Source organism: Pseudodonghicola flavimaris, assembly GCF_030164425.1.
GTDB lineage: Bacteria > Pseudomonadota > Alphaproteobacteria > Rhodobacterales > Rhodobacteraceae > Pseudodonghicola > Pseudodonghicola flavimaris.
Window position 1 is genome coordinate 417,444 of the sequence record NZ_JASNJD010000001.1, and the last position, 17,746, is coordinate 435,189.

A 17,746-nucleotide genomic window follows, 5' to 3' on the forward strand; every position below is an offset into this window, starting at 1 on the left:
ATGGGCGTTCCGGCCAGATCGGCGGCAGAACGGGCCGGGCGCGGTGGGCCGGGCCGGGCCGCGCGGCTGCGGTGGCCGCCGGCCCTCGGGCTGGAGGCGCAAAGGGGGCATCTGTTTCCCTGGGCGCCGGTGCTGTTGGGGACCGGGATCGGTGGCTATTTCCTCTGGCCGGGAGAGCCGTCGGCGGCGATCTGGATGGTGGTCTGCGCGTTGGGGGGCGTGGCGACGGTCCGGGCGCTGCGCCGGCCGGAGGCGACGCCGGCGCTGGCATGGGCGGTCACGCTCTTCGCGCTCGGCATGGCGCTCGCCGGTCTGCGGGCGCATCTGGTCGCGGCCCCGGTGCTCGGCGGGCGATATTATGGACCGGTCGAAGGCCGGGTGGTGGCGATCGACCGATCGGCATCGGATGCGCTTCGGCTGACGCTGGATCGGGTGCGGCTGATCGGGCGGCCGCCCGATGCGGTGCCGGCGCGGGTGCGGATCGCCCTGCATGGTGCCGCCGCCGAGGGGCCGCCGCCGGTGCCGGGGGGCCGGGTGATGACCACCGCGCATCTGGCGCCGCCGGGGGGCGCGGCGGAGCCCGGCGGCTTCGATTTCCGTCGCCATGCCTGGTTCCTGCGGCTGGGCGGTCTGGGCTACTCCCGGGTGCCGGTTCTGGCCATCGCGGCGCCCGAGGGGCGCTGGTGGCTTGGGTTGCGGCTGCGGTTGGCGGCCCGGCTGCGGGCAGCGCTGCCGGGTCCGGCGGGCGGGTTCGCCGCGGCGGTGACGACCGGGGACCGCAGCGGCGTGGCGCAGGCGACACTGGACGATCTGCGGGCCAGCAACCTGGCGCATCTGCTGGCGATCTCAGGGTTGCATATGGGGCTGCTGTCCGGTTTCGTCTTCGGCGCCCTGAGATTGGCCTTGGCGCTGGTGCCGCCCTTGGCGCTGCGGCTGCCGGTGCGGCGGCTGTCGTCGGTGGGGGCGCTGGCGGCGGCGAGCGTCTATCTGGCGCTCTCGGGCGGCAATGTCGCCACCGAACGCGCCTTCGTGATGACGGCGGTGGTGCTGGGCGGGCTGATGCTGGACCGGCGGGCGTTTTCGCTGCGGGCGGTGGCGGTTGCGGCGCTGATCGTGCTGGCTCTCAGGCCGGAAAGCCTGCTGGGGCCGGGGTTCCAAATGTCCTTTGCCGCCACCACCGCGCTGATCGCGGTGTTCGGCGCGCTCAAGGATCGTGGCGGCAGCTGGCGACTGCGCTGGCTGGCGCCGCTGGCGGGGCTGGTGATCTCCTCCGCCGTGGCGGGATTGGCGACCGCGCCGGTGGGGGCGGCGCATTTCAACACGCTGTCACGGTACGGGCTGATCGCCAATCTGCTGGCGGTGCCGGCGATGGGGCTGGTGGTGATCCCCGGTGCGGTGCTGTCAGCGGTGCTGGCGCTGGTCGGGCTCGAGGACTGGGGCCTGCGGCTGATGGGGCTGGGGCTGCGCTGGATCCTCTGGGTGGCGCAATGGGTGGCGGGGCTGTCGGGGGCGCAGGGCCATGTGGTCAGCCCGGGGTCGGCGGTGCTGCCGCTGCTGGCCCTGGGCGGGCTGATCCTCTGCCTCTGGCAAGGATGGGGGCGCTGCGTCGGGCTTTTGCCGATGGCCGTGGCGCTGACGCTCTGGGCCGGGGCGGAGCGTCCGGAGGTGCTGATTTCCGAAGACGGGGCGCTGGTCGGGGTGATGACACCAGAGGGCCGGGCGCTGAGCCGGGCCAGCGGCGCGGGCTTCGTGGCCGGCATCTGGCTGGAGAACGATGGCGACGGGGCGGACCAGGCGGCGGCCGCGGGCCGCTGGCCGCAAGGGGAACCGGCGCCGGGCTTGCGCCGCGCTGCCTGGTCCGGCGGGAAGCTGTTGCAGGTGATCGGCACGCGCGGCGCCGAGAAGATCGACGATTGCGCCGGGGCCGATCTGCTGATCGCCAATGTGCCGCTGCCGGTCGACGGACCCTGCCAGGTGTACGATCCGCCCCGGCTGCGGGCGTTGGGGGCGGTGGCGCTGGGACCCGGGGGGCGGCTGCGCCGGGCCGAGGTTTCCGGGGGTCGCAGGCTCTGGTCGCCGGTGCCGGGCAGGGGCGGTCAGTAAGTGCGGATCAGTCCCACCAGACGGCCCTGCACCTTGACCAGCTCTTCGGGAAAGACGCGGGTTTCATAGACCGGGTTGGCGGCCTCCAGCGCGATAGACTTGCCATGGCGGAAGAAACGTTTCAGCGTCGCCTCGTGATCCTCCACCAGCGCCACCACGATATCGCCGTTATCGGCGGCGGCGGTTTCACGGATGATCACCACATCGCCGTCGTTGATCCCGGCCTCGATCATCGAGTCGCCCTTCACCTCCAGTGCGTAATGCTCCCCCTGCGGCGACAGCATGGTGCTGGGCACTGCCACCTGCTGGGTGACATGGCTGATCGCCTCGATCGGGACACCGGCGGCGATCCGGCCCATCAGCGGCAGTTCCACCGCGTAGTGATCGACCGGTTCGGCATTGGCGGCGCGCGGCGCACTCTGCCTGTCGCCGTCGATCACCCGCGGGGTAAAGCCGGCGGTCATCGCCGCGTCGCCACCCAAGCTGTCGGGCAGCTTGACGATCTCGATGGCGCGGGCCCGATGCGCCAGCCGGCGGATGAAGCCGCGTTCCTCCAGCGCGGTGATCAGCCGGTGGATGCCCGATTTCGACCGCAGATCCAGCGCCACCTTCATTTCATCGAAACTGGGCGGCACCCCGTCGCGCTGAACGCGTTTGTGGATGAACTCCAGCAGATCCAATTGTTTCCGGGTCAACATCGGCGGCAGCTCCCAAACATGCGTTTCGTTTTGTTCTATGCATGTTCTCGTTTTGTGTCAACGCTGCGGTGGGCAAAACCCTCAAACAGATAGATATTCCACAACTTCACCGGCGGCGCGGGCCGGGTCGCCGATGGGGCGGCGCAGCAGCGCGTTGGAGCCGGCGAGGATGGAGAGGAACGAGCTGTCCTGGGTGTCGGCGGGGGTCAGCCAGCCCTGTGCGTTTACGCTGGCGCGCATGTAGTGTTCGCGCGGCCCGTTGGCAGGCAGGTCGCGGGCCAGTTCGGCGCGTTTCAGCCCCGGTGCCGCAGCGCCCAGACCCAGCATCGCGCGGATCATCGGCAACACGAAGACATGGCCGCAAACCATTGCGGAAACGGGATTTCCCGGCAGGCCGACCATTGCGGCACCCCGCAAGCGTCCGGCCATCAACGGTTTGCCCGGTCGCATCAGCACCTTGTAGAAGGAGCGCTCCATCCCCAGCGTTTCGGCAACCTGGCCCACCAGATCGTGATCGCCGACCGAGGCACCGCCGATGGTCACCACCAGATCGGCACCGCGGGCCAGATCGAAGGCCATGGCGAGCGAGGCATGGCTGTCCCGTGCGATCGGCAGGATACGCGCCTCGGCGCCACTCTCCTCCAGCATTGCCTTCAGCCCGAAGGTGTTGGAAGCGATGATCTGATCCTGTCCGGGTGCCTCTCCCGGCATCACCAGCTCGTCGCCGGTGGAGATCAGCGCGACAGTGGGTTTGCGCACCACCGGCACCCTGTCGATGTTCATCGCCGCCAGCAGGGCCAGATCGGCGGGGCGCAGCAGGCGCGGGGCCTCCACCGTCAGACCGGCACGGAAATCACCCCCCAGCGGCCGCACGTTGTCATTGCTCCCGGGCTCGTTGACGATGGTGATCAGATCTCCGGTCCGGCTGATATCTTCCTGAATGACAACGAAATCCGCGCCCTCAGGCAGGGGCGCGCCGGTAAAGATACGCACCGCTTGCCCGGCATGGACGGCGCCGTCGAAGCGGCGCCCGGCGGCAGCCTCGCCGATGACCTTGAACATCGCATGCAGCTGCACTTCGGTGGTCTTGACCGCGTAGCCGTCCATCGAGGAGGCCGCGAAGGGCGGCTGATCGCGGCGGGCCGCGACCGGGCGGGCCAGCACGCGGCCGGCGGCCTCGGTCAGCGGCACCTCTTCCTCGTCCAGCGGCGCGGCCAGGTCGAACAGCTTGGCGCGGGCTTCGTCTACGGTGATCATTTTGCCTCGTATCGTCCTGATTTTCCGCCATCTTTCAGGATGACGCGAATGCCGCCGATCTGCATCTCCTTATCCACCGCCTTGACCATGTCATAGACGGTGAGCGCGGCGGTGCTGACGGCGGTCAGCGCCTCCATCTCCACTCCGGTGCGGCCGGTGGTCTTGACGGTGGCGAGAATGCGCAGCCCGGGCAGGTCGGGGTCGGCCTCAAGCTCCACCGCGACCTTGGAGACCGGCAGCGGGTGGCAGAGCGGGATCAGTTCCGGCGTTTTCTTGGCGCCCATGATGCCGGCCAGTTGGGCGACGCCGATGACATCGCCCTTCTTTGCACGACCTTCTGTAATCAGATCAAGGGTTTGCGGCGACATCCTGATGTGGCCTTCGGCGCTGGCGACACGGGCGGTCTCGGGCTTGTCAGAGACATCGACCATATGGGCGTTGCCCGAGGCGTCGAAATGGGTCAGGCCGCTCACATCATCCCTCCGGGCGCGGTCAGCGGATTGGCCAGCAGGTGGCGGGTGGCATCGGCCACATCCTCCTGCCGCATCAGGCTTTCGCCGATCAGGAAGCAGCGGGCGCCGTACCGGGCCATTTCGGCCAGATCCTCGGGGCTGTTCAGGCCGCTTTCCGACACGATGGTGCGATCCGCCGGCACCAGTTTCGACAATCTGCGCGAGGTGTCGAGCGTGGTTTCGAAGGTGTGCAGGTTACGGTTGTTGATGCCGATCAGCGGGCTCTTCAGCAGGGTGGCGCGCTCCAGCTCGGCCTCGTCATGCACCTCAATCAGCACGCTCATGCCCCAGTCCATCGCGGTCTGTTCCAGTTCCACCGCCTGGGCGTCGGAGACCGAGGCCATGATGATCAGGATGCAGTCGGCGCCAAGCGCGCGGGCCTCGATCACCTGATAGGGGTCGTACATGAAATCCTTGCGCAGCGCCGGCAGCGCACAGGCGGCGCGGGCCGCTGTCAGAAAGCTCTTGTCACCCTGAAAGCTGGGCGTGTCGGTCAAGATCGACAGGCAGGTGGCGCCGCCGGTCTCATAGGCGGCGGCCAGCGCCGGCGGATCGAAATCCGGACGGATCAGCCCTTTGGAGGGGCTGGCCTTCTTGATCTCGGCGATCAGCCCATAGCCGGTGCGGCTGGCCATCTGCAGCGCCTCGGCGAAGGGGCGCACCGGGCTGGCGGCGCGGGCCTCGGCCTCGATCTCTTCGAGCGGACAGGCCTCCTTGTCGGCGGCCACTTCGTCCAGCTTGTAGGCCTTGATGCGGTCGAGAACGGTTTCGGTCATGGTCCCTCCTGGTTGACCCAGTTTATGGCGGTCTCGCCGCGCGCCTGCAACCATGCATTGACCCGGCTGAACGGACGCGAGCCGAAGAAGCCGCGATAGGCTGAGAGTGGCGAAGGATGCGGCGTTTCGATCCTGAGGTGGTCCGGATTGGTCATCCGCCCGCCCAGTTTCTGCGCCGGCTTGCCCCAGAGCAGCAGCGCCCGCGGGCGCTGATCGAGGCGGTCGAGGATCTGGTGGATCAAGGGCGTCCAGCCGATGGATTTGTGACCATGGGCGCGGCCCTGCGGCACGCTGAGCGCGGTGTTGAGCAGCAGCCCCCCCTGATCGGCCCAGTCAGAGAGGTCGCTGATCTCGCGCTTTGCACCAAGATCGCTCTCCAACTCCTTGAAAATATTTCCGAGGCTGTCGAGCGGGCCGCCGAAGTCCGCAGGGATCGAGAAGGCCAGCCCATCGGCCTTGCCGGCGGTGTGATAGGGATCCTGTCCGAGGATCAGCACCTTGACCGCCTCGGGTTGGGTTCGTTCCAGCGCCGCGAAGATGCGTTCCGCCGGCGGAAACACTGGGTCCGTCTCCGCCGCCAGCCGGGTTTCGACCGCCGGCAGATCCCGGGTGAAGAACGGCAGATCGGCCCAGCCGCCCAGCCGGGTCAGATCGAGGCTCATCCCGCCGCTTGGGTGATGCGGGCCAGCTGCTCGACCTTGCGCGCCGCGGCACCGCTGTCGATGCTTGCGGCGGCGATCTCTCTGGCCTGGCGCAGATCGTCGGTCTTGCCGGAGATCACCAGGGCCGCGGCGGCGTTCAGGAGCACCGCATCGCGATAGGCCGACGTCTCGCCCGCCAGCAGGGCGGCGAAGGCGCGGGCATTTTCCTTCGGGGTGCCGCCGACGATCGCCTCGAAGGGATGCACCGGCAGGCCGGCGTCCTCGGGGTGCAGCTCGGCCTCGCGGATGCTGCCATCCTCCTCCAGCGCGGCGATCCAGCTGATGCCGGTGATCGTCAGCTCATCGGTGCCGTCGGAGCCATGCACCAGCCAGGCGCGTTCGGACCCGAGCCGGCCCAGCGTCTCGGCCATCGGCCGGATCAGGGCGCGGGAAAATGCGCCGGTCAGCTGGCGTTTGACGCCGGCAGGGTTGGTCAGCGGCCCGAGGATGTTGAAGATCGTCCGGGTGCCAAGCTCGGTGCGCGCGGGGCCGACATGGGCCATCGCCGGGTGATGCATCGGCGCCATCATGAAGCCGATGCCGGCCTCGGCCAGGGCACGGTCCACCACCTCGGGGCCGACCATGGTCTTGATACCCATCTCGCTCAGCGCGTCGGCAGAGCCGGATTTCGACGACAGGTTGCGGTTGCCGTGCTTGGCCACCGGCACCCCGGCGCCGGCCACCACGAAGGCGGTGGCGGTGGAGATATTCAGCGTGCCCTTGCCGTCGCCGCCGGTGCCGACGATGTCCATTGCCCCCTCTGGCGCCCGGGACATGTGGCATTTGGCGCGCATCGCCCGGGCAGCGGCGGTATATTCGTCGACGGTTTCGCCCCGGGTGCGCAGTGCCATCAGCAGCCCGCCGATCTGGGCCGGCGTCGCCTCGCCCTCGAACAGGATGGTAAAGGCGGTCTCTGCCTCCTCGGGGGTGAGGGGGCGGTCAGCGGCGGCTCCGATCAGCGGTTTCAGTCTGTCGCTCATGCGGGCACCTTCATGTCGTTCAGGAAGTTCTTCAGCAGCGCGTGGCCGTGTTCCGAGGCGATCGACTCGGGGTGGAACTGCACCCCGTGGATCGGCAGCGTCCGGTGCTGCAGCCCCATGATGGTGCCGTCCTCCAGCCAGGCGGTGATTTCAAGGCAGTCGGGCAGGCTGTCGCGGTCGACCACCAGAGAGTGATAGCGGGTGGCCTGAAACGGCGACGGCAGCCCGGCGAAGACGCCCTTGCCGCTGTGTTCGATGCGGCCCATCTTGCCATGCACGATCTCGCTGGCGCGCACCACCTTGCCGCCGAAGGCCTGGCCGATGGTCTGATGGCCCAGGCACACGCCCAGCAGCGGGATGCCGCGCTCTGCCGCGGCGAGCGTCAGCGGCAGGCAGATGCCGGCGCGGTCGGGATCGCAAGGGCCGGGCGACAACAGGATGCCGGCGGGATTCATCGCCAGCGCCGCCTCCACATCCAGCGCGTCGTTGCGCCAGATCTCCATCTCGGCGCCGAGATCGCCCAGATATTGCACGAGGTTGTAGGTGAAGGAGTCGTAGTTGTCGATCAGCAGAAGCATGGCGTCCGGAGCGGATTGAGGGCTGGTGACGAGGCCACAGCCAGCATTATAATGGTCGCGACATACATGCTCAGGGATGGCGGGCAGCGTCAAGGGCCAGTGGCCGGGACATCTGGTAGCGGGTGGGGGCTTTCCGGTCGTCCGCGGCCGGTCGTGGACGGACAGGGCCAAGGGACAGGCTCGCAAAGGGCAGGCAACAGGGCCGCGCAGGCGGCCGATCGAGGACGAGAGAGGCAGAGCGGCAATGGGCGGATTTATCAGGGGTTTCGGTCTGGGCGCGGTGGTCGTTGTCGCCGGCGGGGCGGCGTTGTCGCTGCTGCTGCCATTGCCGCAGCGGCCGGAGATCGGGCATGAGCCGGCGCAGGCCGCCACCGGGGCGGGTCCCGCTGCCGATGCCGGGGTGGAAACCGCCACCGGCGATGCCGATCTGGTCGAGGCGATGCCGAAGGCACCGGATCCCGAAACGGCCAGCGCCGACGATCTCGGCCCGATGGAAAACGCCGATACCGCCCCGGCGGAGAAACCCAGTGTCGGCGCGGTGACCGATATGCTTGCCGGGCCGACGGAAACCGCGCCGTTGCCCGAGGTCAGCACCGGGGCGGACAGCACCGATCTGCCGAAGGTGCCGGCGGCGGCACCGGATGCGCCGGGCGCGGAAGAGACGGTCTCGATCACCACCGATCCGGCGCAGCCGATGGCTCCGGCGGTGCCCGAGACGGATTCGGGCTTCGGCGCCATGACGGAGGAGACGCAGGAAGACGCGCCGGCAGAGGCGTCTGCCAGCGGCGATATGGCGGTGGCCTCAGCCCCGCCGGCGGTCGAGGAAACCGCGCCGCGCATCGCCGCCCTGCCGCAGGTCGGGGCCGGCGACAGCGGCGCCACGGCGCCGGCGCCCAGCATCGGCACGCCGGGCACGCCGCTGATCGATCCGGCGCCGGCGGCGGTTCCGGCCGGCACCACGCCGCTGGAGGATTACGCCACCCCCTTCACCAACCCGGAGGCGCGGCCGCTGATGTCGATCCTGTTGATCGACGATGCCCGGTCCATCGGCGCCGAGGCGCTGGCCGATTTTCCCTATCCGCTGACCTTCGCCATCGATCCCTCCGCCCCCGACGCGACGGAAAAGATGGCACGCTATCGCGCCGCCGGGTTCGAAGTGGTGCTGCTGGCCGATCTGCCGGCCGCCGCCACCGCCCAGGATGCCGAAGTGTCGATGTCGGTCTGGCGTGCCGAGGTGCCCGAGGCGGTGGCCATCCTCGAAGGCACCGGCACCGGGTTTCAGGGCAACCGGGCGTTGTCGGATCAGGTGACCGCCATCGCCCAGGCGGCGGGACTGGGTCTGATCACCCAGTCGAAGGGGCTCAACACCGTGCAGAAGCTCGCCGCGCGCGAAGGGGTGCCCTCGGCCGTGGTGTTCCGCGATTTCGACGGCGCCGGGCAGACCCCGACGGTGATGCGCCGGTTCCTTGACCAGGCGGCGTTCCGCGCCGGTCAGGAGGGGGCGGTGATCATGCTGGGCCGGGTGCGGCCCGACACCATCAGCGCGCTGCTGCTCTGGGGACTGCAGGACCGCGCCCAGCGGGTGGCGCTGGCGCCGGTCTCGGCGGTGCTGACCCATGTGCCGGCTCCGGCGGCCGACGAATAGCGCAGGGCCGCGGCGGGAGACAGGCGGATGGATCAGCGGGTGACAGAGGCGCCGGCCGCTACGGCGGCGCTGCCCGAGGTGCGGTTGCTGCCGATCACCCAGGCGACGGCCGTCACCTTTACCGATCTCTACCTGCGGCTGGCGCTTCTGGTCTTCGTGCAGACCGGCACCAAACGGGTGGTCTGCCCCCGGAATGGCGAGCTGATCGGCGCCGCGGGCGATCTGATGATCTTTCCGCCGGGGTCGTTTGTGACGCTGGAGAACCGACCGGTGCTGAACGACAGCTATCGGGCCACCGGTCTGTGCCTGTCGCATGATCTGATCGACGCCGTCTTCGCCGGGTGCGGGGCGGAGCGCAGAGCGCCCGGCATCCAGCTGCTGCGGGCGAAGCCCGACCGCCCGGCCGAGATGCTGGACCTGATCCGGGAGACGCTGTCGAACCCGGCGCTGCCGCCGGAGATCCGGTCCCATCGCCTGCTGGAGCCGCTGATCTGGCTGCGCGGTCACGGGGTCCACCTGCCGCGGCTGGAACAGGACGCCCCGCTCAACCGTGTGCGGGGGCTGATCGAGACGGACCCGGCGCACCCCTGGCGGATCGGCGAGGTGGCGGCGCATCTGGCGATGAGCGAGGCCACGTTGCGCCGTCGCCTGACGGAGGCGGGGCAGGGCTTCGCCAGACTGCTGCTCAACACCCGGCTGGAACTGGGGCTGTCGCTGCTGCAGACCACGGAGCGGCCGATCTCCGACGTGGCGCTGGACTGCGGCTTCAAGACACCGTCGCATTTCTCGGATGCGTTCCGTCATCGTTTCGGGATTCGGCCACGGGCCATCCGAACCGCCGCTGTTTGAGCGAATTTCGATAGTTTTTGACGGCAGACCGGAAGCGGAGACGGCGATGTCGGCGTATTTCCAGGGCATGAGCACGCTTTGAAGAAAGGACATCATCATGCGCCGCACATCTCTGATCGCGGGCCTGGCGCTCGTCGGGGCCATGGCTTCCGCCGCCGGGGCCGCGCCGTTCCGCCTGTCCAGCAGCACCATCGCCGAGGGCGTCCAGATGGGCCGGGATCAGGTCTTTGCCGGCTTCGGCTGCAGCGGTGGCAATCTCTCGCCGCAGCTCAGCTGGTCCGACGCACCGGAAGGCACCAAGAGCTTTGCCCTCAGCGCCTATGATCCGGATGCCCCCACCGGCTCGGGTTGGTGGCACTGGTCGGTGGTGAATATCCCGGCCGATGTGACCGCGCTGGAGCCGGGTGCCAGCGGCACTGCCGCGATGCCGGCGGGCGCGCGGGAGATCGTCAACGATTACGGGGTGAGCAGTTTCGGCGGCGCCTGCCCGCCGCCGGGTGAGGTGCATCGCTATGTCTTCACCATCCACGCCCTGCCGGTGGAGACGCTGGAGCTGCCGGAGACCGCCAGCCCGGCGCTGGTCGGCTTCATGGTCAATGCCGCAGAGCTCGGTCGGGCGCGGATCACCGCGGTCTATACCCGCTGAGGCGGGACCTGGCGCGGCAGCCGGCGCGACCGGTTGCCGTGCCCTTCCCGGATCAGACGAAGATCGCGTTCAGCAACAGGAAGACCAGAGCGGACATCAGCGCCGCTGCCGGCACGGTGATCACCCAGGCGGCGACGATGGTCAGGAAATGCGATCGCCGCACCAGTTTGCGGCGGCGGCGCTCCTCGACCGCCAGCTTGCGCCCGCCGACGGGTTTGGGGCGGCGGCGTTCGCTGTACCACTCGCGGAAGAAGCCGACACCGAAGATCGCGCCGACGGCGATATGGGTGGAGGAGACTGGCAGCCCGAGGGCGCTGGCCACGATGACGGTGATCGCCGCCGACAGCGCGACGCAGAAGGCGCGCATCGGGTTCAGCTTGGTGATCTGGCTGCCGACCATGCGGATCAGCTTCGGGCCGAACAGCACCAGACCGAAGGAGATCCCGAAGGCACCGATGATCATCACCCAGGTCGGGATCGACACCTTGCCGGCGAAAGACCCGGCATCGACCGCATGCACGATGGCGGCCAGCGGTCCCACCGCATTGGCGACGTCGTTGGCGCCATGGGCAAAGGACAGCAGCGCGGCGGAGATCACCAGTGGCAGCGCGAACAGTGCCTTCAGCGACTTGTTGCGGTTCTCCATCCCTTCGGAACGGCGCCGCACATAGGGGGCAGAGGCGGCATAGCTGAAGGCGCCGGTGACGACGCCGATCAGGATGGCGCTGCCCATGTCGATATGCACGACCTTTTTCAGCCCCTTCAGCGCCAGATAGGCAGCGAAGCTGCCGGCCATGATGCCGACCAGAACCGGCACCCAGCGGCGCGCGGCGGCGATCTTGTCGTCCTGATAGATGATATAGGCCTTGATAAAGGCCAGGAACCCGGCGGCGACCACGCCGCCCAGAACCGGCGAGACCACCCAGCTGAGCGCGATCGCCCCCATGCCGGACCAGTTGACCGCGCCGAAGCCCGCCGCCGCGATACCGGCGCCCATCACGCCGCCGACCACCGAATGGGTGGTGGAGACCGGCGCGCCGATCCAGGTCGCCAGATTGACCCAGAGCGCCGAGGAGGTCAGTGCCGCCATCATCGCCCAGATGAAGATATGCGGATCGGCGACGCTCTCGGGGGCGATGATGCCCTTGGAGATGGTCGAGACAACATCGCCCCCGGCCAGCAGCGCCCCGGCGCTTTCACAGAGCGCGGCGATGACGATGGCACCGCCCATGGTCAGGGCGTTGGCGCCCACCGCCGGGCCCATGTTGTTGGCGACATCGTTGGCACCGATGTTGATCGCCATATAGGCGCCGAGCACGGCGGCGGCCACGATCACCACCGAGGTGGCGCCGCTGCCGGTCAGCATCGCGGCGGTCAGGCCGACGATCACCATGAAGGCGAGCGCAACGCCCAGGCCCACCATCGGCCGGGAGACATATTGCGCGGCAAGTTCGAGCTGGCTGATCCGGCCCAGGTCCTTGTCCAGTGTCTTCCACTGCCGGCCGGGGGGGAGGTGGCTGTCCTCGGGCATGGGGGCTCCGGCTCCTTCCGCCGCGCGTCACCAGCCCAAGGGCGGCGCAGCGCTGTCGTCAAACTGTTACATCAGGGCGGCGGATAGGATGGAATGACCCGCAGATCAAGCGCGCGCTGCGCGTTCCTGTTCGAACTGTTGCAGAACCTCACGCAGGGCGGGCTCTCCGACGGTCTCGCAGGCCTCGGCGAGGCCGAGCCAGGCCCGCTCGCGGCGGTCGGCTTCCGGGTAGTCCTCGCGCATTTCCCGCACCTCGACCGGATAGACCGAGACGGTGCAGCGCTGTTCGATGCCGTTGTCGTGGCGCTTGATGGTGCTGAAGCTGGTGAGCGGCTCGCGCCAGGGGGTGCCGCTGCGCACGCCGGCCTCTTCCCAGGCCTCCTGCAGGGCGGTTTCCCAGCTGTCGAGCCCGGTGATCGGCCAGCCCTTGGGCAACAGCCAGCGGCCACGCGAACTGGTCACCAGAAGAACCTCTGTCCCCTTGCCAGGGCGGACGCGATAGCACAGCGCAGCCAGCTGCACCGGTTCGGGGCGGCTGAGCATGAGTTTCACGTTTTCCAGCCACTGGAGGGAGCGGGGGATCATTCTTTTTCTTGGCCTTGCTGCTCGTTCGTCAGGGGACATTATGACAAATTGTCGCGATGGACAAATGGTCATCCTATCTGCGCGGTTCAACCCACGGTTATCCGCGCCAGGATGCCCAGATTTCAGGCGGATGGGCGAAGACATTGATGTCCACCGGCCCGTCGACCCCGGGCACCACGCCGGTGCCGGTATATTGCCAGAAGGTCCAGCGCGCCCCGGGGTAGGTTTCCGACGGGTGGCCGGCGACCGACCGCAGCCAGAACTGGGTGCCGTGCAGCCGGCCGATGCCGGTGTCGCGATAGAAATCCGGGGTGGTGTAGATCACCGGACGCTTGCCGTAGTGGCGCTCCAGGATATCCAGGAACTTGCGTGCCTCGGCCCGGACATGGGCGCCGCCGGGCCGGGCCGGGCAGGTGCGCGACCGGTGGTTCCATTCCATGTCCAGCACATGCGGCAGGGCATTCGGATCGCGCGGCACATGGCGGATGAACCAGCGCGCCTGTTCCTCGGCCGGGCGGCAGAAATAGAAATAGTGATAGGCACCGCGCCGCAGCCCGGCGCGCCCGGCACCGAGCCAGTTGTCGCGGAACTTCGGATCGTCGTGATCGCCGCCCTCCGTCGCCTTGATATAGACGAAGGAGACGCCGGAGCGCCGCACCCGCGGCCAGTCGATCTCTCCCTGATAGCGGGAGACGTCGATGCCATGCACCCCATAGGCGGCGGGGGTGGTGCCGGCCCAGTCGTGCGGATCGAGATCGTCGAAGCGCGGCGGCGACAGAAAGCTGAGATGCGTGGTCTGCGGCGCGCTGTTTACCCGTCGCGGATCGGGGGCGGAGTCCGGCACACCGGATCCGCAGGCGGCAAGCGCCAGCGCAGTGCAGAAAGACAGAACAAGAGGCCTCAGCACGGGCCACACCTTGGAACAGACACAAATACCATGGGCCGATTAACTCATGCCCCGGCCGATTTGGCAATCGGTTGCGGTGCCTCTGCGCGGAGCATCGCTTGGGGAAGGGCTGCGAGGGCGCTGGTGACGTGGGAAACGAGGGGAGGGCCGGTCATTCGACGGTTGCTGCGAAGGTCTGAAAGGAGTCCAGAGCGGATGTTTACGCCCGCTCTGGATCGCTTAGGTTTTCAGTGAGACGCGTTTGAAAATGCGTTTACGATGACAACTCCGCCGACGATCATTGCAATCCCGAAAATAGCCATCGCGTCGAGCGATTGCCGGAAAATGACGACGCTGATGATCGCCGTCACGACAATGCCAAGGCCACCCCAGACGGCATAGGCGACACCGAGTGGTAGCGTCCGAAGTGCGACCGACAGCAAATAGAACGACAGGACGTAGAACACTGCCATGATCGCCGTGGGAGCGAATTTGGTGAACTGTACGGACTTTTGCAGATACGCCGTGCCTGTCACCTCGCAGATGAACGCCCCGGCGAGGGCAAGATATGAAACTATATGCAGTTGCATGACGATTACGCTTTCCCGGTCGCTCGATGGCGGTCCGCCAGAGGGTGGTGATCGGGAAGGCCGGCTTCAAAGACAGTGCGCCCTCCTGACCAGATCAGGTTTGACGCCGTGGCTGGGAAGAACCCGTTGAGAACGGGCGCAGGAGACACCACCCTGCGACTCTATTACCGGCAACGCATGGATAGTTGCGGGACATTACATTTTCAACATTGGGTGAAAGAGCATCCCTTGCCCGCAGTCTGCTTCGGCCCGCAAAGCAGCCAATCGCATCCGGCATGGGACGCGGCCGCATCGCGCCTGAGTGTGGGTTATCATCCCCCGTCGGCGGGCGGGGCCGACATGGCCCTCAATCGGGATTTGGGAAACCTCAGCCCGTGGCGTCGGCGACCGTTTTCCCCGCTTCCGGATCGTAGAGGCCGCCGCCCAGATGCCTGTGCCCCCAGCCCATGATCTGCAGGAGTACCGGTTCAAGCGCGCGCCCCCGCGCGGTCAGGGAATAGCGATAGCGCACCGGTCGGTCCTGATAGGCTTCCCTTTCGACCAACCCCCAGTCCATCAGTCGCTTCAATCGCTGTGACAGCAGGTTTGGCGGCAGGTGTTCCTCGCTGTTCTGCAGTTCCTGAAAGGTATGCCTGCCGTGCCACATCAGGTCGCGCACCACCAGCAGGGTCCATTTGTCCCCAAGGATTTCAAGGCTGCGCGCAATCGAACAGCGGGACCGGAATTCATGCTCTGGCTGGGTCATTTCACTCTCTCGGTCGGTGCGGTTCAGGCAGTTTACCTTAGTGACTTAAGAAATGGAAGTTTGACTGAGGAGGCCACTTAATTTATGGAAGTGACTCGCACAGCCAAGCGAAAGGCCCGTATCATGATCGCCATCGGCAACACGCCCCTTGTCAAACTGTCCCGTCTCACCGGACCGGATCACGCCGACATCTATGTGAAATGGGAGGGGGCGAACCCCACCGGCAGCATGAAGGACCGCATGGCGCTGTCGATGATCGAGGGCGCGGAGCGGCGCGGTGAGCTGAAGCCCGGCGGACGGGTGGTGGAATACACCGGCGGCAGCACCGGCAGCTCGCTGGCGATGGTCTGCGCCACTCGCGGCTATAAGGCCCATTTCGTGTCGTCGAACGGGTTTTCCGCGGAGAAGCTGCAAACCATGCGCGCCTTCGGGGCGGAGGTCGAGATCGTTCATGCCGAGGGCGGGGTGCTGACCGCCGATGTGATCAACCGGATGATCGCCCGCGCGCGGGAGCTGACCGGGGAACCGGGTACTTTCTGGCCCGATCAGGTGAACAACATGGACAACAAGCTGGGCTATCACGGCATGGCGCAGGAAATCCTTGGACAGTTGGACGTTTCGGTGGATGCTTTTGTGATGGCCGCGGGCGGCGGCGGCTGTATCTCCGGCAATGCGGAGGTGCTAAAGGCGCACAACCCCGAGACCGAGATCGTCGCCGTGGAACCCTATTATGTGCGCAATGTCTCCGGCGGCGACACCAGCGGCACGCATAGGCTGGAAGGGATCGGCCTGTCCTTCGTGCCGAAGATCCTGCGGCTGGACCTGATCGACACGGTGATCCCGGTGAAGGACGAGGACGCCTATTGGGGCGCCCGGTCGCTGGCCCGGCAAGAGGGGCTGCTGGGCGGCGTGACCTCAGGAGCGAATGTCTGGGCGGCCCTGCAGAAGGCCAGAGAGCTGGGGCCGGGCAAGCGGGTCGTGACCGTGATCGTCGACACCGGCCTGCGCTATCTGAATGATGACCTGTATCGGTAGCCGGGGGCCGATCCCGCTGGCGACTGCATCGGCTGAAAAGCTGCCAGCCGCATCGGCGCGGTATGCGGGGCTGAGCGTAGGGCCGGTCCGCCGCTGAGGCGGGGGGCCTCAGCTGTTGCCGCCGCCCGAGAACCGCGCGGCATCGGCCGCGGCGCGGCGGATGGCGTTCGATTTATGGACGGTTTCCATATATTCGCTGTCGGGATCGCTGTCATAGACGACACCGCCGCCGGCCTGGATATATAGCTTGCGATCCTTGACGATGGCGGTGCGCAGCGCGATGCACATGTCCATGTCGCCGCCGGCGCTGAAATAGCCGACGCCGCCGCCGTAAAGGCCGCGTTTCTCAGGTTCCAGCTCGTCGATGATCTCCATCGCCCGCACCTTCGGCGCACCCGAGACGGTGCCGGCGGGCATGCCTGCGAAGAAGGCGTCGAGGGCGTCCTTGTCTTCGGCCAGCTCGCCCACCACGTTCGACACGATGTGCATGACGTGGGAATAGCGTTCGATGATGAATTTCTCTGTCGGGCGCACGGTGCCGATCTTGGCGACGCGCCCCACATCGTTACGCCCCAGATCGAGCAGCATCAGGTGTTCGGCCAGTTCCTTCTGATCGGCCAGCAGATCGGCTTCCAGCGCGCGATCCTCCTCCGGCGTGGCGCCGCGGGGACGGGTGCCGGCGATCGGGCGGATGGTCACCTCGCGACCGAAGACGCGGACCAGGATCTCCGGGCTGGCGCCGACCACATGGAAGCCGCCGAAGTTGAAATAGAACATGAAGGGCGACGGGTTGGTGCGCCGCAGCGAGCGGTAGAGCGCGAAGGGCGGCAGCGGGAAATCTTGGGTCCAGCGCTGCGCCGGCACCACCTGAAAGATATCGCCGGCGCGGATGTAGTCCTTGGCGGTTTCCACCGCCGCCTTGTAGCTCTCGCGGGTGAAGTTCGAGGTCGGTTCGCCGGTTTCCTGCGCCTCGCCCAGATCGCGGGATTCCGACGGCATGCCGCGATCCAGATCGCGGACTGCATCCATCACCCGTTCGGCGGCCTGGGCATATGCGGCGCGCGCCGACAGACCGTCATTGACCCAGGCGGGGGAGACCACGGTGACCTCGCCCTTCACCCCGTCGAGCACGGCCACCACCGAGGGCCGCACCAGCAGCGCATCGGGCAGGCCCAGCGGGTCGGGGTTCACGTTCGGCAGATATTCGATCAGCCGCACCATGTCATAGCCGAGATAGCCGAAGAGCCCCGCCGCCGCCTGCGGCAGATCCTCGGGCAGGTCGATCCGGCTTTCCTCGATCAGCGCCCGCAGGCTGGTCAGCGGATCGGTCTCAGCCGGCACGAACCCTTCGGGATCGAACCGCGCCTGCCGGTTCAGCGCCGCGGTTTCGCCGTGACAGCGCCAGACCAGATCCGGTTTCATCCCGATGATCGAATAGCGTCCGCGCACCTCGCCGCCGGTCACCGATTCCAGCATGAAGGCGTCCTTCTGGGCGCCGGTCAGCTTCAGCATCAGCGACACCGGAGTGTCGAGGTCGGCGGCGAGCCGGGTGTAGACGACCTGGTTGCGCCCGGCCTCATAGGCGCGGGCGAAGGTTTCGAAATCGGGGGTCAGTGCCATCGTCTTGTC

General features: G+C 67.6%; 18 protein-coding genes. 5 read left to right on the top strand and 13 right to left on the bottom strand.

Annotation, left to right across the window (positions count from 1 at the left end; all coding sequences use genetic code 11):
• The gene (locus QO033_RS01980; protein ID WP_284479238.1) at positions 1–2,103 is read left to right on the top strand and encodes a ComEC/Rec2 family competence protein; all 2,103 of its coding nucleotides are present in this window, start codon (positions 1–3) and stop codon (positions 2,101–2,103) included.
• On the opposite strand, the gene lexA is transcribed toward QO033_RS01980, so the two are convergent.
• The 7 genes from lexA to QO033_RS02015 all read right to left on the bottom strand — a co-directional run bounded on the left by lexA (position 2,097) and on the right by QO033_RS02015 (position 7,605).
• Positions 2,097–2,801, bottom strand: a complete 705-nt coding sequence (gene lexA, locus QO033_RS01985) for a transcriptional repressor LexA (RefSeq protein ID WP_284479239.1) — start codon at positions 2,799–2,801, stop codon at positions 2,097–2,099. The two genes, QO033_RS01980 and lexA, sit on opposite strands and share 7 nt — an antisense overlap.
• Before the next feature lie 81 nt (positions 2,802–2,882).
• Positions 2,883–4,058: a molybdopterin molybdotransferase MoeA gene (locus QO033_RS01990; protein WP_284479240.1), complete on the bottom strand. Its 1,176-nt coding sequence runs from the start codon at positions 4,056–4,058 to the stop codon at positions 2,883–2,885.
• A complete protein-coding gene (gene moaC / locus QO033_RS01995) occupies positions 4,055–4,531 on the bottom strand; it encodes a cyclic pyranopterin monophosphate synthase MoaC (protein WP_284479241.1) in 477 nt (158 codons plus the stop codon). Before moaC ends, QO033_RS01990 begins: the two co-directional genes overlap by 4 nt.
• On the bottom strand, positions 4,528–5,346 hold the full coding sequence (trpC, locus tag QO033_RS02000; RefSeq protein ID WP_284479242.1) for an indole-3-glycerol phosphate synthase TrpC: 819 nt from the start codon (positions 5,344–5,346) through the stop codon (positions 4,528–4,530). The genes moaC and trpC overlap by 4 nt, the downstream gene beginning before the upstream one ends.
• Positions 5,343–6,008 carry a uracil-DNA glycosylase gene (locus tag QO033_RS02005; protein WP_284479243.1) on the bottom strand — a complete coding sequence of 222 codons (666 nt, stop codon included), beginning with the start codon at positions 6,006–6,008 and terminating at the stop codon, positions 5,343–5,345. The genes trpC and QO033_RS02005 overlap by 4 nt, the downstream gene beginning before the upstream one ends.
• Complete coding sequence (gene trpD, locus QO033_RS02010) at positions 6,005–7,027, bottom strand: anthranilate phosphoribosyltransferase (RefSeq protein WP_284479244.1); 1,023 nt, start codon at positions 7,025–7,027, stop codon at positions 6,005–6,007. The genes QO033_RS02005 and trpD overlap by 4 nt, the downstream gene beginning before the upstream one ends.
• Positions 7,024–7,605 (bottom strand): anthranilate synthase component II, encoded by a 582-nt coding sequence (locus QO033_RS02015; protein WP_284479245.1) that lies wholly within the window; start codon positions 7,603–7,605, stop codon positions 7,024–7,026. The genes trpD and QO033_RS02015 overlap by 4 nt, the downstream gene beginning before the upstream one ends.
• 244 nt (positions 7,606–7,849) lie before the next feature.
• Here QO033_RS02015 and QO033_RS02020 point away from each other — a divergent pair, with 244 nt between their 5' ends.
• The 3 genes from QO033_RS02020 (at position 7,850) to QO033_RS02030 (ending at position 10,745) form a co-directional block, all read left to right on the top strand.
• Positions 7,850–9,250 carry a polysaccharide deacteylase family 2 protein gene (locus tag QO033_RS02020; protein WP_284479246.1) on the top strand — a complete coding sequence of 467 codons (1,401 nt, stop codon included), beginning with the start codon at positions 7,850–7,852 and terminating at the stop codon, positions 9,248–9,250.
• A gap of 27 nt (positions 9,251–9,277) precedes the next feature.
• A complete protein-coding gene (locus tag QO033_RS02025; RefSeq protein WP_284479247.1) occupies positions 9,278–10,099 on the top strand; it encodes a helix-turn-helix transcriptional regulator in 822 nt (273 codons plus the stop codon).
• A 97-nt stretch (positions 10,100–10,196) separates the two neighbouring features.
• Positions 10,197–10,745 (top strand): YbhB/YbcL family Raf kinase inhibitor-like protein, encoded by a 549-nt coding sequence (locus tag QO033_RS02030; RefSeq protein WP_284479248.1) that lies wholly within the window; start codon positions 10,197–10,199, stop codon positions 10,743–10,745.
• A 52-nt stretch (positions 10,746–10,797) separates the two neighbouring features.
• On the opposite strand, the gene QO033_RS02035 is transcribed toward QO033_RS02030, so the two are convergent.
• From QO033_RS02035 to QO033_RS02055, 5 genes are all read right to left on the bottom strand, one after another.
• Positions 10,798–12,276 carry an inorganic phosphate transporter gene (locus tag QO033_RS02035; RefSeq protein ID WP_284479249.1) on the bottom strand — a complete coding sequence of 493 codons (1,479 nt, stop codon included), beginning with the start codon at positions 12,274–12,276 and terminating at the stop codon, positions 10,798–10,800.
• Between the two features lie 105 nt (positions 12,277–12,381).
• Positions 12,382–12,861 (bottom strand): NUDIX hydrolase, encoded by a 480-nt coding sequence (locus tag QO033_RS02040; protein WP_284479250.1) that lies wholly within the window; start codon positions 12,859–12,861, stop codon positions 12,382–12,384.
• Positions 12,862–12,958: 97 nt separating this feature from the next.
• Positions 12,959–13,765 (bottom strand): glycoside hydrolase family 25 protein, encoded by an 807-nt coding sequence (locus QO033_RS02045; protein WP_284479377.1) that lies wholly within the window; start codon positions 13,763–13,765, stop codon positions 12,959–12,961.
• Between the two features lie 230 nt (positions 13,766–13,995).
• Positions 13,996–14,337: a DMT family transporter gene (locus QO033_RS02050; protein WP_284479251.1), complete on the bottom strand. Its 342-nt coding sequence runs from the start codon at positions 14,335–14,337 to the stop codon at positions 13,996–13,998.
• 367 nt (positions 14,338–14,704) lie between these two features.
• On the bottom strand, positions 14,705–15,082 hold the full coding sequence (locus QO033_RS02055; protein WP_284479252.1) for a winged helix-turn-helix transcriptional regulator: 378 nt from the start codon (positions 15,080–15,082) through the stop codon (positions 14,705–14,707).
• An 84-nt stretch (positions 15,083–15,166) separates the two neighbouring features.
• Between QO033_RS02055 and QO033_RS02060 the strand changes: the two genes are divergently transcribed.
• A complete protein-coding gene (locus QO033_RS02060; protein ID WP_284479253.1) occupies positions 15,167–16,117 on the top strand; it encodes a PLP-dependent cysteine synthase family protein in 951 nt (316 codons plus the stop codon).
• 108 nt (positions 16,118–16,225) lie between these two features.
• Here QO033_RS02060 and trpE read toward each other — a convergent pair whose 3' ends face one another.
• On the bottom strand, positions 16,226–17,737 hold the full coding sequence (gene trpE, locus QO033_RS02065) for an anthranilate synthase component I (protein ID WP_284479254.1): 1,512 nt from the start codon (positions 17,735–17,737) through the stop codon (positions 16,226–16,228).
• Positions 17,738–17,746 lie beyond the last annotated feature (9 nt).

What these genes read in the sequence shown, in the direction of transcription:
- QO033_RS02050 (WP_284479251.1), bottom strand. Translation starts at nt 14,337, where the DNA reads ATGCAACTGCATATAGTTTCATATCTTGCCCTCGCCGGGGCGTTCATC.
- QO033_RS02015 (WP_284479245.1), bottom strand. Translation starts at nt 7,605, where the DNA reads ATGCTTCTGCTGATCGACAACTACGACTCCTTCACCTACAACCTCGTG.
- QO033_RS01980 (WP_284479238.1), top strand. Translation starts at nt 1, where the DNA reads ATGGGCGTTCCGGCCAGATCGGCGGCAGAACGGGCCGGGCGCGGTGGG.
- lexA (WP_284479239.1), bottom strand. Translation starts at nt 2,801, where the DNA reads ATGTTGACCCGGAAACAATTGGATCTGCTGGAGTTCATCCACAAACGC.
- trpE (WP_284479254.1), bottom strand. Translation starts at nt 17,737, where the DNA reads ATGGCACTGACCCCCGATTTCGAAACCTTCGCCCGCGCCTATGAGGCC.
- QO033_RS01990 (WP_284479240.1), bottom strand. Translation starts at nt 4,058, where the DNA reads ATGATCACCGTAGACGAAGCCCGCGCCAAGCTGTTCGACCTGGCCGCG.
- QO033_RS02055 (WP_284479252.1), bottom strand. Translation starts at nt 15,082, where the DNA reads ATGACCCAGCCAGAGCATGAATTCCGGTCCCGCTGTTCGATTGCGCGC.
- trpD (WP_284479244.1), bottom strand. Translation starts at nt 7,027, where the DNA reads ATGAGCGACAGACTGAAACCGCTGATCGGAGCCGCCGCTGACCGCCCC.
- QO033_RS02025 (WP_284479247.1), top strand. Translation starts at nt 9,278, where the DNA reads ATGGATCAGCGGGTGACAGAGGCGCCGGCCGCTACGGCGGCGCTGCCC.
- QO033_RS02060 (WP_284479253.1), top strand. Translation starts at nt 15,167, where the DNA reads ATGGAAGTGACTCGCACAGCCAAGCGAAAGGCCCGTATCATGATCGCC.
- QO033_RS02005 (WP_284479243.1), bottom strand. Translation starts at nt 6,008, where the DNA reads ATGAGCCTCGATCTGACCCGGCTGGGCGGCTGGGCCGATCTGCCGTTC.
- QO033_RS02035 (WP_284479249.1), bottom strand. Translation starts at nt 12,276, where the DNA reads ATGCCCGAGGACAGCCACCTCCCCCCCGGCCGGCAGTGGAAGACACTG.
- QO033_RS02030 (WP_284479248.1), top strand. Translation starts at nt 10,197, where the DNA reads ATGCGCCGCACATCTCTGATCGCGGGCCTGGCGCTCGTCGGGGCCATG.
- trpC (WP_284479242.1), bottom strand. Translation starts at nt 5,346, where the DNA reads ATGACCGAAACCGTTCTCGACCGCATCAAGGCCTACAAGCTGGACGAA.
- QO033_RS02020 (WP_284479246.1), top strand. Translation starts at nt 7,850, where the DNA reads ATGGGCGGATTTATCAGGGGTTTCGGTCTGGGCGCGGTGGTCGTTGTC.
- QO033_RS02040 (WP_284479250.1), bottom strand. Translation starts at nt 12,861, where the DNA reads ATGATCCCCCGCTCCCTCCAGTGGCTGGAAAACGTGAAACTCATGCTC.